Consider the following 13498-nt stretch of genomic DNA (forward strand, 5'->3'; position numbering starts at 1 on the left):
CGAAAGTTTTACGATTACACCCCAAACAAAAATTGTGCGATGCAACAAAAGCCCTTGACGGGAACCGAGACCACTACTATGTTGCAGTGCACAACGAGGCGATTTTTCGCCTAATTCTAATTGAATCAAGCATTTAGGGCTGATTCGCCAAGGAGACTATTATGGCTGCTGCCGCCAAGACCGCCGCTGATGCCTTCGACATGAAAGCTTTCAGCCCGGAATCCTTCAAGGAAGGCTACGAAAAATTTGCGGAAGGCGTGTCATCTTTCGCTGATTTCCAAAAAGAGTCGCTGAACGCGCTCATGGCTTCGGCCGGCGCTTTCACGAAAGGCATGGAAAGGCTGACGTCGGAACATGCGTCTTTCTCCAAAGCCGCTTTCGAAGAAACCGTCGCCACGGCGAAAGCCGCGTCGGCTGCAAAAACCCTTCAAGAGGCGATCGAACTCAACAGCGATTTCGTGAAAACCTCCGTTGAGAAAAATCTCGGCCAAATCAACAAGGTGGCCGATATTTGGGCCGCTACGGCGAAAGACACGGTCGAGCCGCTGACAGAGCGCTATTCCGCGCTCGTCGAAAAGATTCAGTCGTTCCGTCCGTAACGCGTACCGAACCCGTTCTTTAGTATCACTGTTGCGTGAAGAGCCCGGTGCGTATCGCCGGGCTCTTTTTTTTGCCCGGTCGTCTTTTTCCCGTTCGCCGTTTGTTAACTTTCCGGCGGCGGGAAAAATTTGCTTCTTTTCAACTGGAGGGGATTACTTATCTAATAGTGCGATGCGGGCGCCGCCTGTTGCCAAGCGCGGCGCACGCGAGGAAACTAAGAGGACCATGGCTGAAGACAACGAAAACGATCAGGAGAACGGACCGGGCCAAAACGGGCCCGGGCAGGGTGTCGGCGTTGTCGCCAAGACCGCCCCCAAAACCAAGCGGCCTTCGCTCTATAAGGTTCTCCTGCTTAATGACGACTACACGCCCCAGGAATTCGTGGTCTGGCTGCTTCAGGCTGTTTTCAAAAAGGACGCGGAGGAGGCGGTGCGCATCATGCTGCATGTGCATCAGTCCGGCATCGGCGTCTGCGGCGTTTATACTTATGAAATCGCGGAGACCAAGGTGGCGCAGGTGATGGAGCTGTCGCGCCGCAACCAACATCCGCTGCAATGTACTATGGAACGGGAGTAGGGTATGGCGTCGTTCAGCAGGAGCCTTGACGAAAGTCTGCACAGCGCGATTGCGCTTGCGACGGAACGCGATCACGAGCTTGCAACCCTCGAACATCTTCTTCTTGCGCTGACCGACGACCGCGATGCGGCGGCGGTGATGCGCGCTTGTAATGTCGATGTCGATCTTTTGCGCCGCCAGCTTTACGAATTCATCGAGAACGAGCTCGCCAATCTGAAACTCGAAAACGGCGAGCAGGCGAAGCCAACCGCCAGTTTCCAGCGCGTCATTCAGCGCGCGGTCATTCATGTTCAGTCGTCGGGCCGCGAGGAAGTGACGGGCGCCAACGTCTTGGTCGCGCTTTTTGCAGAACGGGAATCGCATGCCGCGCATTTCCTGCAGGCGCAGGATATGAGCCGGTTCGATGCGGTGAATTACATTTCTCACGGCATCGCCAAACGTCCCGGCGAAAGCCAGCCGAAAACGCCGCGCGGCGCCAGCGAGGAAGCGGAAGCCGGACAGAACCAGAAGGAAAGCGCGCTCGACGCCTATTGCGTCGATCTCAACGCCAAGGCGCGCTCGGGCAAGATCGATCCTTTGATCGGGCGCGATTCGGAAGTTGAGCGCTCGATCCAGGTGCTGTGCCGCCGCCGCAAGAACAACCCGCTGCTGGTCGGCGATCCCGGCGTCGGCAAGACCGCCATCGCCGAAGGTCTCGCGCTCAAGATCGTCGATGAGGAAGTGCCGGAAGTGCTGGCCAACTCCACCATCTATGCGCTCGACATGGGCGCGCTGCTCGCCGGCACGCGCTATCGCGGCGATTTCGAGGAACGCATCAAGGCGGTCCTGAAAGAACTTGAAGACCATGAAGACGCCATTCTCTTCATCGATGAGATTCACACGGTAATCGGCGCCGGGGCCACCTCCGGCGGCGCCATGGATGCGTCGAACCTCTTGAAGCCGGCGCTGCAATCGGGCGCGCTGCGCTGCATGGGATCGACGACCTATAAGGAGTATCGCCAGCATTTCGAAAAGGACCGCGCGCTCGCCCGCCGGTTCCAGAAGATCGACGTCGTCGAGCCGACGAAAGAAGACACGATCAAGATCCTCACCGGGCTGAAGCCCTATTTCGAAGAGCATCACAAGATCAAATACACCGATGAGGCGATTGTCGCCGCGGCGGAGCTGTCGTCGAAATATATGACCGACCGCAAGCTGCCCGACAAAGCCATCGACGTCATCGACGAGGCGGGCGCGCGGCAGATGCTGTTCCCCGCCGACAAACGGGCGAAAATCATCGGCGAGCCGGAAATCGAGGAAGTGGTTGCGAAGATGGCGCGCATCCCGCCCAAATCCGTCTCCAAATCCGATACGGAGCGCCTTGCGAAGCTCGGCGAGGATCTGCGCCGCGTGGTCTTCGGCCAGGACGAAGCCATCGAGCAGCTCGCCGCCGCGATCAAGCTGAGCCGTGCAGGTCTTCGCGAACCGAACAAGCCCATCGGCTCTTATCTCTTCGCCGGCCCCACCGGCGTCGGCAAGACCGAAGTCGCCAAACAGCTCGGCTTTGTCATGGGCGTCGAACTCGTCCGCTTCGACATGTCGGAATATATGGAGCGGCATACCGTGTCGCGTCTCATCGGCGCGCCGCCGGGTTATGTGGGCTTCGATCAGGGCGGTCTGTTGACCGACGCCATCGACCAGCACCCGCACTGCGTTCTTCTCCTCGACGAGATCGAGAAAGCGCATCCGGAGATATTCAACATTCTCCTGCAGGTGATGGACAACGGCCAGCTCACCGACGCTAATGGCCGCAAGGTCGATTTCCGCAATGTCATCATCATCATGACGACCAATGCGGGCGCGTCCGATGCGGCGAAATTCGCCATCGGTTTCGCCGGCGGCAAGAAGCATGACGAGACCGATGCGGCGATCAAGCGGATGTTCACGCCGGAATTCCGCAACCGTCTCGATGCGATCATCAATTTCGCCGGTCTTTCGCCGGCGATCATCGACCGCATCGTCGAGAAGTTCGTGCTTCAGCTCGAGGCGCAGCTCGCCGACCGCGGCGTCACTTTCGAACTCACGGATGAGGCGACGCGCTGGCTTGCTGAAAAAGGCTTCGATGACGAGATGGGCGCGCGCCCGCTTGCCCGCGTCATTCAGGAACATGTGAAAAAGCCGATCGCTGATGAAATTCTCTTCGGCGCCCTGAAAGACGGCGGCATCGTCCGCGTGCTGGTGAATGCAGACGACAAAACCAAGCTCGACTTCGAATATCTTCCGGACCCGGAAAAAGCCGACAAGCCGAAAGACGGCGGCGACGGCTCTACAGTCCCGGCCCTGATGCAATAGGCGAAAGCCTTATTAAATATAAAAACGCCGGGCCAAGCGCCCGGCGTTTTTGCTAATACTTCAATCGATTTTCAACGACAGAAACAGCTCCATGCTTTCTCCCGGAGCGAGAACATCCTCGCCGAAATAGCCCGGCCAGTGGGTGACCGGCTCGGCGCAATAAAAATCCGCATCCTCGGGCGAATAGAGATGAAGGATGCGCGCATTGCTGGTCATCGCAATATGCAGGCTGTCATGGACGATCTCGGCGGTCCCGTCCCAGCGCTTGATGGTGTAGTCGACAGGATCGTCGGGAAACGGTCCGCGATGTTCGATTTTTTCCGGCGCTCTAAGGCCTGATGGAAGTTTCGGCTGCCCGCAATATTCCGTGAAATTGAGTTCGCTGGTTTTCTTGTCCTGGAAGAACGGGTGCAGGCCGAGCCCCGCCGGCATGGGGCTGTCGTCATTATTGATCACTGCCAGAACAATGCGAAATTCATCAGTTGAAAGCGCAAATTCCTGTGTGGCGGAAAAATTGAACGGAAAAAGGCCCGGTCCAGGCGCGTGATCGTAACGGCAGGCGAGACGGTTATCGCTCTGCTCCGTCACATGCCAAGGATTGACCCAGCCGTGTCCATGCAGCGCGTGCTCGGGATCGCAGGCGGGCAAGGTCGGCGCGAGATCGTAATGGCCCCCGCCGAAATCGAGGCCGCCATGGAGCCGGCTGAACCACGGAACGCAAGGATAGCAGGCTGCCTCCCGGGGATCGGCGGCGACGGCGTCGCGCGAGGCAGCGGGTCGGAAGATGTTTACGCCGCCGTGCTCAAGCGACATGACGGCGCCGCCAAGCTCCGGCGCCAGAACAGCTTTAAATTTTCCTGCGGTAATCTCGATCACGGAAGCGCGCCTCTTTTCAGCGCGCGATCTTACTTCGATTCAAGCGGCAGCGTCATGATGCGCAAGGGTTGAAGCGCCGGTTCGTCCTTCACCGCCCCGTTATCGCCATAGGACGGCCAGTTGGAAGTGGCGATATAGCGGAACTCCTTGCCCGCGACCGCGCCATGGGTGGGCTCGTTCCAGCCGTTGAGACTGCGGTGCATGGTGATGAAGCTCGTAATCGCCGTCCTGTCGTCATTGAGGCCCATATAGACGATCCGCTGGGGCGTTGATCCGTTCTGGATGCCGATAAGACCGGCCCCATAGAGATAGAGACCGTCAATCCCGCCGATCCAGGCGTCGGCGTCATTGCGGAGTTGCGTCACGTCGCCGGTCGCCGTGTCGATCACGAACAGTCCGGCGAGATAATCGGCCATATAAAGTTTGCCCGCCTTTTCATCGAGCGCGATGCCTTGCGGATTTGCAAAGCGCGGATCGCCGGAAAAGACGTCGAGCGTCTCGCCGTCCGGCGCCATGCGGAAGATGCGCGGCGTGATGGAATCGCTGGCGTAGACGGTTCCGTCTTTCGCGACTTCGAGATCGCCGAGCATGGCGTCGGGCTCCGCGACCCTGACCTCGCGGACCGGCGCGCCGGACTTTGCGTTGAAAGCCATGACCGATGCAAACGCGTCTTCTGCGCCTGCTTTCTCATAGGCGAGCTGGTTGTTCACCGCCGCCCAAAGCCGGTCGCCGCGGATCTCGATGTCGAAAACGCCGCCTGACGCGTGAGAGATCAATGTAAGTTCATCGTCCTTCTTTCCGGCTCTCAGGATCGCGCCGCTGCGCACCGAACCGATATAGAGCGCGCCTTTGCGGTCATAGGCGATCGCTTCGGGAAGGAGGTCCGTGTCGCCGAACTCGCGAATGGAGGAGGGCGCGCCCAGCGCGGCGCTGTTCGCTTCCATCTTTGCGGCGATGGCTTCGTATGCAGGGAGCGCCTTAAGGTCGTCAAAGGCGGGATGGCCGGCAAGGTTCAGCGTCAGCCCCTGGTCGGCGGCTTTTTCGACGAGGGCTAGCGCCTCTTCAGGTTCGCCGTTGAGCATTTTTGCGAGGATGCGGTTCCGGTAAACGTAAAGAGAGCCGGGGGCCGAGATTTGAGCATTGGAAAGCGCTGCATCGAGGGCGGCCCAGTCCTCCGCCTGAAACGCCGCTGCGGCGCGCTCCATGGCGGCGCGATAGCCGGAAAGGCCTTGCGCCATGGCGGGAGCGGCAAGGCTGGCTGCGGCCGCGATCGCGGCGATCATAAGCTTATTCATGGTGCGTCCCCTTCAGTCCGATCCCGTCGGCGTCTGTCGGGAACAGTCTCGCAGCCGCCGCCGTCACGGCACAGACCGGTTCGTCCCGGATGAGGGGCGTTTCGTCGCGGGACGCCCGGACGATTGACCCCGCCCCGGCGATGGGAGAATTTAGCCCCATGAGTGAAAATTTCAGATCATCCTATGAATCAAACGGTTACGCCGTGATTCCCGGCGTCGCGCCGGCCCCCATGGTGCAGCATTTCCTCGCCATTGTCTGCGCGCAGGTGAACCAGCGATCGGACGCGTTCATGTCGGCCCCGCGGGTCAACGCCAAGCCGGCCTATGAGTTTTACAGCTACCGCCATCACACGACCATGGGGCTTCACTGGGGGCTGACCTCGCGCATGGTCGATCTCACGGGCCGGCGGCTCGCGCCGAGCTACGCTTATTTCCGGGTTTATCAGAAAGGCGACGTCTGCACGGTGCATTCGGACAGGGAGTCCTGCGAGCATTCGCTTTCGATGTTGCTCGGCTATAGCGACGACATCGTGTGGCCGTTCGAAATCGGTCAGCAACGCTATGAGTTCGCCGACGCCTGCAAGCTGCAAAAGGCCAATGATTTCGGCGATGAGCCGTCAAAGGAAGTGATGCTCAATCCCGGCGATGCGATTCTCTATCAGGGCTGCAATTACCGTCACGGCCGCACTATGCCCAATCCCAACCGGTGGTCGGCGCATCTCTTTTTACATTGGGTCGATCTCGACGGGCCGTTCAAGGACTGGGCTTTCGACCGCCAGCAATTTCCGCCCATGGGCGATTTCAAATTTCCGGAAAGCGTTTCGCAGAACTAAAAAGGCCGCCGCGAGGGAAGGGTTCGCAGCGGCCTTTCTTGGAGCGCGCCTAGCGGCAAGGGGGATCCGGCGCGCTTCTGCGGGTCTTCGATGAAAAAATACGTCGCTTTGTACTTACAAGGGCAAAATACGCTTGAGATACGCAAAGGGGTCAACGTTGCGGAAGCTGCTTGACGGCGCCGTATGCTAAGGCGTGGGGCTGCTTACGGCTAAGCAACTCTGCACTTGTGAAAATAACGCGGCGCTCCAGCGGGCACAAAACACGTCTGCGCGAGCGGAAAGTGACAAGATAAAATCACATGCAGTTAAGCGAAGGCTGCGCGAATCTTGGCTGCGATCGGTTCGAGACTTTCAAAATCTGCAGGCTTGCCGCTGGCATGGGCGGCGACGACGACGCCTTCATAAACAGGGAGCACATGGAAATGCAGGTGAAAGACAGTCTGGCCCGCGCGTGATCCGCTGAATTGCAGAATGCGGATGCCGTCGGGATTGAGGCCGTAATGAACGGCGCGCGCAACCTCTTGAGTCGCAGCGATCAGCTCGTTCAGCGCCTCCGGCTCGACATCGAGAAAATTCACCGCCTCGCTTTGCTTGTGGATGACGAGGCAATGTCCCTTGCTCTGCGGGAAAACATCCATGAACGCGAGGATTTTGTCCGTCTCCAGAATTTTGACGCTCGGCATCTCGCCGCGGATGATCTTGGCGAAAATATTGTCGGAATCGTATTCTGCTTCGAGCGACATAAAACCTTCCTGTTTTGAATCACCGTGGCGCTTTACGGAATGGCGTATACTCTTTCAGCGCGTCGATTTCCATGCTTGTCTCATCTCTTTCTGAAATGAGATAGCGTGCAATGGCGTCGCGGAAGCTGTCATTTTCGATCCAGTGCGCCGACCATGTGGCGACAGGTTCATAGCCGCGCGCGATTTTATGCTGGCCTTGGGCGCCGGCTTCGACGCGAGCGAGCTTGTGTTCGATGGCGAACTCAACCGCCTGATGGTAACACAGTTCGAAATGCAGAAAGGGGACATCCTCCGTACACCCCCAGTAACGCCCATATAACGCATCGCCGCCGATGAAGTTGAGCGCCCCGGCCACAGGCTCGCGGTTCCGTTCGGCGACAATGAGCAATATGCGCTCACTCATGCTTTGCGCGATCAACCGGAAGAACGTGCGGGTTAGGTAAGGATGGCCCCATTTGCGCGCGCCGGTGTCCTGATAGAAGAGCCAGAACGCATCCCAATAGCGCTCGGTTATTTCAGCGCCTCTCAGCCGCTTGATAAGGACGCCTTCCGCCGCGTCGCGGCGTTCGCGGCGCACCTGTTTGCGTTTGCGCGAGGCGAGTTCGCTTAAGAAATCCTCGAAACTTTCGTAGCCGCGATTGAACCAGTGATATTGTTCGCCCATGCGCGGCAGGAAACCAGCCGCTTCAAGAACGGTTTTATCTTCCTCCGTGACGAAATTCACATGGGCCGACGACATGCCGGTCTGCGCCGTCGCTTCGCGCAACAGACCCGCGAGGGTCGCCCTTGCGGCGGGTGTTTTTGCTAACAGGCGCGGGCCCGGCACGGGGGTAAACGGCGCGGCGCTGAGGAGTTTCGGATAATAGCGCCCGCCCGCGCGGTGGAGCGCGTCGGCCCAGTGATGATCGAACACATATTCGCCCTGGCTGTGGCCCTTGGCGTAAAGCGGCGCGGCGGCGATGATCTCGCCTGCCTCCTCGACCACAAGGTGCATCGGCGCCCAGCCGGCTTCCGGCGCGACCGATTTTGAGGCTTCAAGCGCGCTCAAGAATTCGTGCGAGACGAATGGGTTGTAGGTTTCAGGCGACGGATTGGCGAGCGCGTTCCAGACGTTCGCATCGATCTCGCTGATGGAGGAGAGCGTGCGGCCGACAATCCTGTCCGCGCCATCGGCCATCAGGCGATCTCGAAAACGCCGTCGACTTCGACCGCGGCGCCGAGCGGCAGGGACGGCGCGCCCACGGCGGCGCGCGCGTGACGGCCCGCATCGCCAAAGACCGCCACCATAAGATCGGAAGCGCCGTTGACGACTTTCGGCTGGTCGACGAAATCGGGCGTGCAATTGACGAAACCGCCGAGTTTCACCACGCGCTTGACCTTGTCGAGGTCGCCGCCGCAGGCAGCTTTCAGTTGCGCGATCAGGTTTACGCCGCAGGCGTGAGCCGCTTCGACGCCCTGTTCGACGGTCAGACCTGCGCCAAGCTTGCCGGTAATCAGTCCGTTCGCGCCAATCGACACCTGACCGGAGATGAAAACCTGTTTGCCGGAGACCACAAAGGGCACATAGTTCGCCACCGGCGCCACAGGCTCGGGAAGAACGATGCCGAGGTCGGCGAGGCGCGCGTCGATGCGGGACATTAAAAGCTCCTTTGCGTCAATCCAGTGTGATTTCTTTTTGCGGGTTTGCCAACCGGCGCAGCCTATTCCTGACGGATGATTTCAATTTCAATCCGCCGGTTTTGTTCGCGGCCGGCGGGCGTTGCATTGTTTGCGATGGGCTCGGCGGAGCCGGCGCCGCGGGCCGTGACGCGCTCCTCCGCTATACCGACGGAAATCAGGAAAGCGCGCACGGCGTCGGCGCGATAACCGGAAAGCTGCCGGTTGCGGGCGGCGCTGCCGCTGGAATCCGTGTGGCCGGTAATTGCGAGCCTGACTTCGGGACAATCAGCCAATAGTCGCGCCACCCTGCGCAACTGATCGCGGGAGGGGTTGTCGATGTCAGCCCGGGCGCTGGTGAATCCGATGCGCCGGGCGTTGATGGCTTCGGCAAGGGGTTCGGCGCAGTCCACTTCAGGGGCGGCGGACTCTGCAGCGCCGGCCATTTCATCAATCGGTATTTCAGTGAGTGTTTCGTCTTCCGGGGAGAAGCTGGTTTGCTCCTCCGGCGCATCGGCGCTTTGGTCTGCCGCTTCTTCTTCAGCCTGTGTGATGATATCTTCAATGCTCGCCGGCGGTTTGCGGATGGAAATTCTGGTCTCGCCATCGAGGCCGTCACGTAAATCGCTCATCAGCGTGCGTGAGGCAGCGGCGCGGGTTTCATCCTCCGCTTCGCCGGTGACCGTAAACACGCCGTCATTGGCTTCCGCGACGCCGCTCCGCAAATGGGAGAGCGCGCGCAGCGATGCGGCGGCTGCGTCAAGCCACATATCCGCCGGCGCCGGCGCTCCATCCGCAATGTCGATAACGCCGGAAATCTCCGCGTCCGGGAAGAGACCTGCGGCGAGCCGGTAAATCTCGTCGCGCGTCGCCTGATCCGGCACATTGCCCGAAAATGTAACGACGCCGCCTTCGCGTTCGGCGATGAAGATGAAAGGTTCTGCGCGCGGCAGCGGCGGCGAAATGACAAGCCGGCTCGCATCGACTGCTGTCACGCCGCCGGAGACAAGCCCGCCCGGGCCGGCAGTTTCTGCGACGCGCGCAATTAAGGCCGCTCTGGCCTCTTCGCTCGGCGCGGTTCCAAAAAGCACCGCCTTCTGGCCGTCAAGCCGCACGGACGCCCATTCGATATTATCGTCTGTGAGAATCTCATCGGCTTTTTCTTGAAGCCGGGCTTGGGCGGAGGCGGCGGATCCGGGCGTTCCTTCCATGGTCACGGCCGCGGCGCCAAGGGCGGCGACAGCCAGAAAGCCGAGGAGGAATTTCAGGACTGCATTCATGCGGAGCGTTTTGGTCTTATCCGTCCGGTCTGTCACCACTCCAGAATGACTTTGCCGGACTGGCCGGACCGCATGATGTCGAACCCTGTCTGATAGTCTTCGATGGAAAAGCGATGAGTGATGATCGGTGAGAGATCGAGCCCCGCCTGCAGCATGGCCCCCATTTTGTACCAGGTCTCGAACATGCGGCGGCCATAGATGCCCTTGATGTCGAGCCCCTTGAAGATGACCTTTTCCCAGTCGATCCCGGCCCCGTTGGGCATGATGCCGAGCATGGCGATCTTGCCGCCATGGTTCATCGTCTCGAGCATCGACTGGAACGCCGACGGGACGCCCGACATTTCGAGGCCGATGTCGAAGCCCTCCGTCATCTTCAGATCTTCCATGACGTCTTTGAGGGATTCATTCGTCACATTGACGGCGCGTGTCGCGCCCATTTTCCGCGCAAGATCGAGGCGGAAGTCGTTGACGTCGGTAATCACCACATGGCGTGCGCCGACGAATTTAGCGATCGCGACCGCCATGACGCCGATGGGCCCGGCGCCGGTGATGAGGACGTCTTCGCCGACGAGATCGAAGGCGAGCGCCGTATGGGTCGCATTGCCGTAAGGATCGAAGATCGCGCCCATATCGTCGGAGACGGCTTCGGGCAGCTTGTAGACATTGAAAGCCGGCACGGACACATATTCGGCGAACGATCCCGGACGGTTGACGCCGACGCCCACCGTGTTGCGGCAGAGATGGCGCTTGCCGGCGCGGCAGTTGCGGCAATAGCCGCAGGTGACGTGACCTTCCGCCGACACGCGGTCGCCGATCTTCATATTGAAATGTTCGAGGTGAACCTCGGCGCCGATTTCCACGATCTCGCCGGAGAATTCATGGCCGACAGTCATCGGCACGGGGATCGTTCTTTTCGCCCAGTCATCCCAGTTGTAGATGTGGACATCGGTGCCACAGATCGCGGAGCGTTTCACCTTGATGAGGACGTCGTTGGCGCCGACATCCGGGCGCGATGTGTCGACCATCCAGATGCCTTCTTCGGGCTTGGCTTTCATCAGGGCTTTCATGGGAATTCCTTGAAAATGGGGCGTGGGTTTCCGTCCGCCTTCTACCAAGCAAAAGAAGCGCCGTCACTATGAACGGCGCTTCTGAAAACCGGGAAAAATTAGCGTAAATGGCGGAAGGGCCAAGGAAAATCCGGCCAAGCCTATCGGGACTTCGCCTTGTCCTTCTCCAGCTCTTCGCTCTTCGTGGGCGGGCTGGCGGGGGCGGGCGGGTCGCTCGCCGGGAACGAATCTTCGAGCGCTTCGTCGAGTTCTTCCTGCTCGTTTTGAGTTGGCTTGGGCTTTTGGGTCTTTTGCTGGGCGGTCATGGACGTCTCCTTCGAAAAGTGAACGCATGGCGCTAACGCTTCGCCGGAGCTTTTGTTCCAGCGCGATCTTTTGCAGATGCGATATAAGCACACGGCGATTGAAGTTTTGATCTAACGCAAAGCTCTGCAGAAACGAAAAGCTGCATGCGCGAATATGATTTGCGCTGCAATTCGGAAGTGTTGTTTGCGCTGCGGCACGCGAAATTTTCGTCGCGATTGCTTCTTAAGCTGTAACGAAAACTTGATCAGAAAATATGGGTTGCAGAGGTCCGTATTTCACGACATGCAGGCCCCCAGGCGCGCGAAAAAAGAGATGCGCCGATTAGGGATGGGCGTCCAGGAACAAGGAAGTCTTATCATGATAAAGAAACTTGCCGCCGCCGCAGCGTTGAGCGTCGCCTTCAGCGCTCCGGCTTTTGCCGACATGTCCTATGCTCCCGCCGAACTGACGACGGAGCAAGGCGCAACGGATGTTTATCAGCGTATTCAGGCGGCCGCCGAAAGCACATGCGACAGCCGTCTGAACCATGACAGCGTCATCAAATATCGCAAAGTGCGCGACCGCTGCGTGTCGGATGTTGTGGATCAGCTTGTCCACAAGGTGAACGATCCTCAGCTCGACAAGATCCATAACGAGCATAGAGCCAGCGTTTAGTCGCGGCGGCTCACCCATGACGGCAAGCGTCTCCTGGCTTTGGCCAGGGGCGCTTGGCGATTCCGTTTATATAACCCCGACGGATTTTCCGACCTTGATGAACGCGGCGACGGCTTCATCCACCTGATCGTCCGTGTGGCCAGCGCACATCTGCGTCCGGATGCGCGCCTTGTCGCGCGGCACGACGGGGAAGGAAAAGGCGGTGACGTAAACCCCTTCGTCCATCAGTTTCGCCGCCATGTCCCCGGCCTTCCTGGCGTCATAGATCATCAGCGGAATGATCGGATGTTCGCCGGGAAGGAGATCGAATCCGGCTTTCGTCATTTGTTCCCGGAACCGGCGGGCGTTGCGGAAGAGTTGTTCGCGTAAGTGCGCGCCGCCGCGCACCAGCTCCAGCGTTTTCAAGGTTGCGCCGAGCAGCGCCGGCGTCAGCGCGTTGGAGAAGAGATAGGGCCGCGCGCGGTTTCGCAACAGATGCACGACGTCCTTTGAAGCGCAGATATAACCGCCCATGCCGCCGCCCAGCGCCTTGCCGAGCGTGCCGGTGAGAATGTCGATGTTCTTGGCGACGCCGCAATGGGCTGGCGTGCCTTCGCCATGAGGCCCCATAAAGCCGGTCGCATGACAATCGTCGACCATGACAAGCGCGCCGAATTCTTCAGCGAGAGCGCTGATCTCGCGAAGCTTGGCGATATAACCGTCCATGGAAAAGACGCCGTCGGTGACGATCAGTTTCGTGCGTGCGCCGTCGAGATCGGCCTGTTCGAGTTGCGCCCGCAGGTCCTTCATGTCGGAATTGGCGAAGCGGTAGCGTTTCGCCTTGCAAAGCCGAACGCCGTCGATGATGGACGCGTGATTGAGCGCATCGGAGATGATGGCGTCTTCGGCTTCGAGCAGCGGTTCGAAGACCCCGCCATTGGCGTCGAAACAGGCGGCGAAGAGAATTGAATCTTCATAGCCGAGAAAATCCGCAATTTCCTTTTCGACCCGCCGGTGGAGGTCCGTCGTGCCGCAGATGAAACGCACGGACGCCATGCCGAAACCGTATTCGTCCATGGTCTCCTGCGCGGCCTTAACGATCTCCGGGTTGTCGGCGAGCCCGAGATAGTTGTTGGCGCAGAAATTGAGGACTTTTTTCTTCTTGCCGTTGTGATCGACCTCGATCACCGGCCCTTGCGGCGAGGTGATCTGGCGCTCGATCTTTTCAAGGCCTTGATCGCGGATATCGGCGAGGCTTTGGGAAATCCGGTCGTAAAAATCCTGACGCATGGGTGGCTCCAT

15 protein-coding genes are annotated in these 13498 nt (G+C 59.4%); 5 read left to right on the top strand and 10 right to left on the bottom strand.

The window, feature by feature from the left end; genetic code table 11:
* Window positions 1-161: 161 nt before the first annotated feature.
* From ACQY5P_RS00845 to clpA, 3 genes are all read left to right on the top strand, one after another.
* Window positions 162-599: a phasin family protein gene (locus tag ACQY5P_RS00845; RefSeq protein WP_428408944.1), complete on the top strand. Its 438-nt coding sequence runs from the start codon at window positions 162-164 to the stop codon at window positions 597-599.
* A gap of 226 nt (window positions 600-825) precedes the next feature.
* Complete coding sequence (gene clpS / locus ACQY5P_RS00850; RefSeq protein ID WP_428408945.1) at window positions 826-1176, top strand: ATP-dependent Clp protease adapter ClpS; 351 nt, start codon at window positions 826-828, stop codon at window positions 1174-1176.
* A gap of 3 nt (window positions 1177-1179) precedes the next feature.
* Window positions 1180-3507 carry an ATP-dependent Clp protease ATP-binding subunit ClpA gene (clpA, locus tag ACQY5P_RS00855; protein ID WP_428408946.1) on the top strand — a complete coding sequence of 776 codons (2328 nt, stop codon included), beginning with the start codon at window positions 1180-1182 and terminating at the stop codon, window positions 3505-3507.
* A gap of 60 nt (window positions 3508-3567) precedes the next feature.
* On the opposite strand, the gene ACQY5P_RS00860 is transcribed toward clpA, so the two are convergent.
* Genes ACQY5P_RS00860 through ACQY5P_RS00870 form a run of 3 tightly spaced genes read right to left on the bottom strand, consistent with a single transcriptional unit; the run spans window position 3568 to window position 5838 of the window.
* Window positions 3568-4383: a hypothetical protein gene (locus ACQY5P_RS00860; protein WP_428408947.1), complete on the bottom strand. Its 816-nt coding sequence runs from the start codon at window positions 4381-4383 to the stop codon at window positions 3568-3570.
* Between the two features lie 29 nt (window positions 4384-4412).
* Window positions 4413-5678: a hypothetical protein gene (locus ACQY5P_RS00865; RefSeq protein ID WP_428408948.1), complete on the bottom strand. Its 1266-nt coding sequence runs from the start codon at window positions 5676-5678 to the stop codon at window positions 4413-4415.
* Entirely contained in the window at window positions 5671-5838 is a 168-nt protein-coding gene (locus ACQY5P_RS00870; RefSeq protein WP_428408949.1) for a hypothetical protein, read from the bottom strand. Before ACQY5P_RS00870 ends, ACQY5P_RS00865 begins: the two co-directional genes overlap by 8 nt.
* Between ACQY5P_RS00870 and ACQY5P_RS00875 the strand changes: the two genes are divergently transcribed.
* Window positions 5837-6511 carry a hypothetical protein gene (locus ACQY5P_RS00875; protein ID WP_428408950.1) on the top strand — a complete coding sequence of 225 codons (675 nt, stop codon included), beginning with the start codon at window positions 5837-5839 and terminating at the stop codon, window positions 6509-6511. The two genes, ACQY5P_RS00870 and ACQY5P_RS00875, sit on opposite strands and share 2 nt — an antisense overlap.
* Window positions 6512-6816: 305 nt before the next feature.
* On the opposite strand, the gene ACQY5P_RS00880 is transcribed toward ACQY5P_RS00875, so the two are convergent.
* The 6 genes from ACQY5P_RS00880 to ACQY5P_RS00905 form a co-directional block, all read right to left on the bottom strand.
* A complete protein-coding gene (locus ACQY5P_RS00880; RefSeq protein ID WP_428408951.1) occupies window positions 6817-7254 on the bottom strand; it encodes an HIT family protein in 438 nt (145 codons plus the stop codon).
* A 19-nt stretch (window positions 7255-7273) separates the two neighbouring features.
* Window positions 7274-8431, bottom strand: a complete 1158-nt coding sequence (locus tag ACQY5P_RS00885; protein WP_428408952.1) for a GNAT family N-acetyltransferase — start codon at window positions 8429-8431, stop codon at window positions 7274-7276.
* Window positions 8431-8892 (bottom strand): RidA family protein, encoded by a 462-nt coding sequence (locus tag ACQY5P_RS00890; RefSeq protein WP_428408953.1) that lies wholly within the window; start codon window positions 8890-8892, stop codon window positions 8431-8433. The genes ACQY5P_RS00885 and ACQY5P_RS00890 overlap by 1 nt, the downstream gene beginning before the upstream one ends.
* Window positions 8893-8954: 62 nt before the next feature.
* Complete coding sequence (locus tag ACQY5P_RS00895; protein ID WP_428408954.1) at window positions 8955-10190, bottom strand: OmpA family protein; 1236 nt, start codon at window positions 10188-10190, stop codon at window positions 8955-8957.
* A gap of 32 nt (window positions 10191-10222) precedes the next feature.
* Complete coding sequence (gene tdh / locus ACQY5P_RS00900; RefSeq protein WP_428408955.1) at window positions 10223-11257, bottom strand: L-threonine 3-dehydrogenase; 1035 nt, start codon at window positions 11255-11257, stop codon at window positions 10223-10225.
* 140 nt (window positions 11258-11397) lie between these two features.
* The gene (locus ACQY5P_RS00905) at window positions 11398-11562 is read right to left on the bottom strand and encodes a hypothetical protein (RefSeq protein ID WP_428408956.1); all 165 of its coding nucleotides are present in this window, start codon (window positions 11560-11562) and stop codon (window positions 11398-11400) included.
* Window positions 11563-11920: 358 nt separating this feature from the next.
* On the opposite strand from ACQY5P_RS00905, the gene ACQY5P_RS00910 reads away from it, so the two are divergent.
* Entirely contained in the window at window positions 11921-12217 is a 297-nt protein-coding gene (locus ACQY5P_RS00910; protein WP_428408957.1) for a UrcA family protein, read from the top strand.
* 66 nt (window positions 12218-12283) lie between these two features.
* Here ACQY5P_RS00910 and ACQY5P_RS00915 read toward each other — a convergent pair whose 3' ends face one another.
* Window positions 12284-13486 (bottom strand): glycine C-acetyltransferase, encoded by a 1203-nt coding sequence (locus ACQY5P_RS00915; RefSeq protein WP_428410614.1) that lies wholly within the window; start codon window positions 13484-13486, stop codon window positions 12284-12286.
* Window positions 13487-13498: the final 12 nt, after the last annotated feature.

This window comes from Hyphococcus sp. (genome assembly GCF_965267305.1).
Classification (GTDB): Bacteria; Pseudomonadota; Alphaproteobacteria; order Caulobacterales; family Parvularculaceae; genus Hyphococcus.

Excerpts from the sequence above, each read along its gene's own strand:
- ACQY5P_RS00910 (WP_428408957.1), top strand. The coding sequence starts at position 11,921 with ATGATAAAGAAACTTGCCGCCGCCGCAGCGTTGAGCGTCGCCTTCAGC.
- ACQY5P_RS00865 (WP_428408948.1), bottom strand. The coding sequence starts at position 5,678 with ATGAATAAGCTTATGATCGCCGCGATCGCGGCCGCAGCCAGCCTTGCC.
- ACQY5P_RS00845 (WP_428408944.1), top strand. The coding sequence starts at position 162 with ATGGCTGCTGCCGCCAAGACCGCCGCTGATGCCTTCGACATGAAAGCT.
- ACQY5P_RS00915 (WP_428410614.1), bottom strand. The coding sequence starts at position 13,486 with ATGCGTCAGGATTTTTACGACCGGATTTCCCAAAGCCTCGCCGATATC.
- ACQY5P_RS00895 (WP_428408954.1), bottom strand. The coding sequence starts at position 10,190 with ATGAATGCAGTCCTGAAATTCCTCCTCGGCTTTCTGGCTGTCGCCGCC.
- clpS (WP_428408945.1), top strand. The coding sequence starts at position 826 with ATGGCTGAAGACAACGAAAACGATCAGGAGAACGGACCGGGCCAAAAC.
- clpA (WP_428408946.1), top strand. The coding sequence starts at position 1,180 with ATGGCGTCGTTCAGCAGGAGCCTTGACGAAAGTCTGCACAGCGCGATT.
- ACQY5P_RS00885 (WP_428408952.1), bottom strand. The coding sequence starts at position 8,431 with ATGGCCGATGGCGCGGACAGGATTGTCGGCCGCACGCTCTCCTCCATC.
- ACQY5P_RS00890 (WP_428408953.1), bottom strand. The coding sequence starts at position 8,892 with ATGTCCCGCATCGACGCGCGCCTCGCCGACCTCGGCATCGTTCTTCCC.
- tdh (WP_428408955.1), bottom strand. The coding sequence starts at position 11,257 with ATGAAAGCCCTGATGAAAGCCAAGCCCGAAGAAGGCATCTGGATGGTC.
- ACQY5P_RS00905 (WP_428408956.1), bottom strand. The coding sequence starts at position 11,562 with ATGACCGCCCAGCAAAAGACCCAAAAGCCCAAGCCAACTCAAAACGAG.
- ACQY5P_RS00875 (WP_428408950.1), top strand. The coding sequence starts at position 5,837 with ATGAGTGAAAATTTCAGATCATCCTATGAATCAAACGGTTACGCCGTG.
- ACQY5P_RS00880 (WP_428408951.1), bottom strand. The coding sequence starts at position 7,254 with ATGTCGCTCGAAGCAGAATACGATTCCGACAATATTTTCGCCAAGATC.
- ACQY5P_RS00870 (WP_428408949.1), bottom strand. The coding sequence starts at position 5,838 with ATGGGGCTAAATTCTCCCATCGCCGGGGCGGGGTCAATCGTCCGGGCG.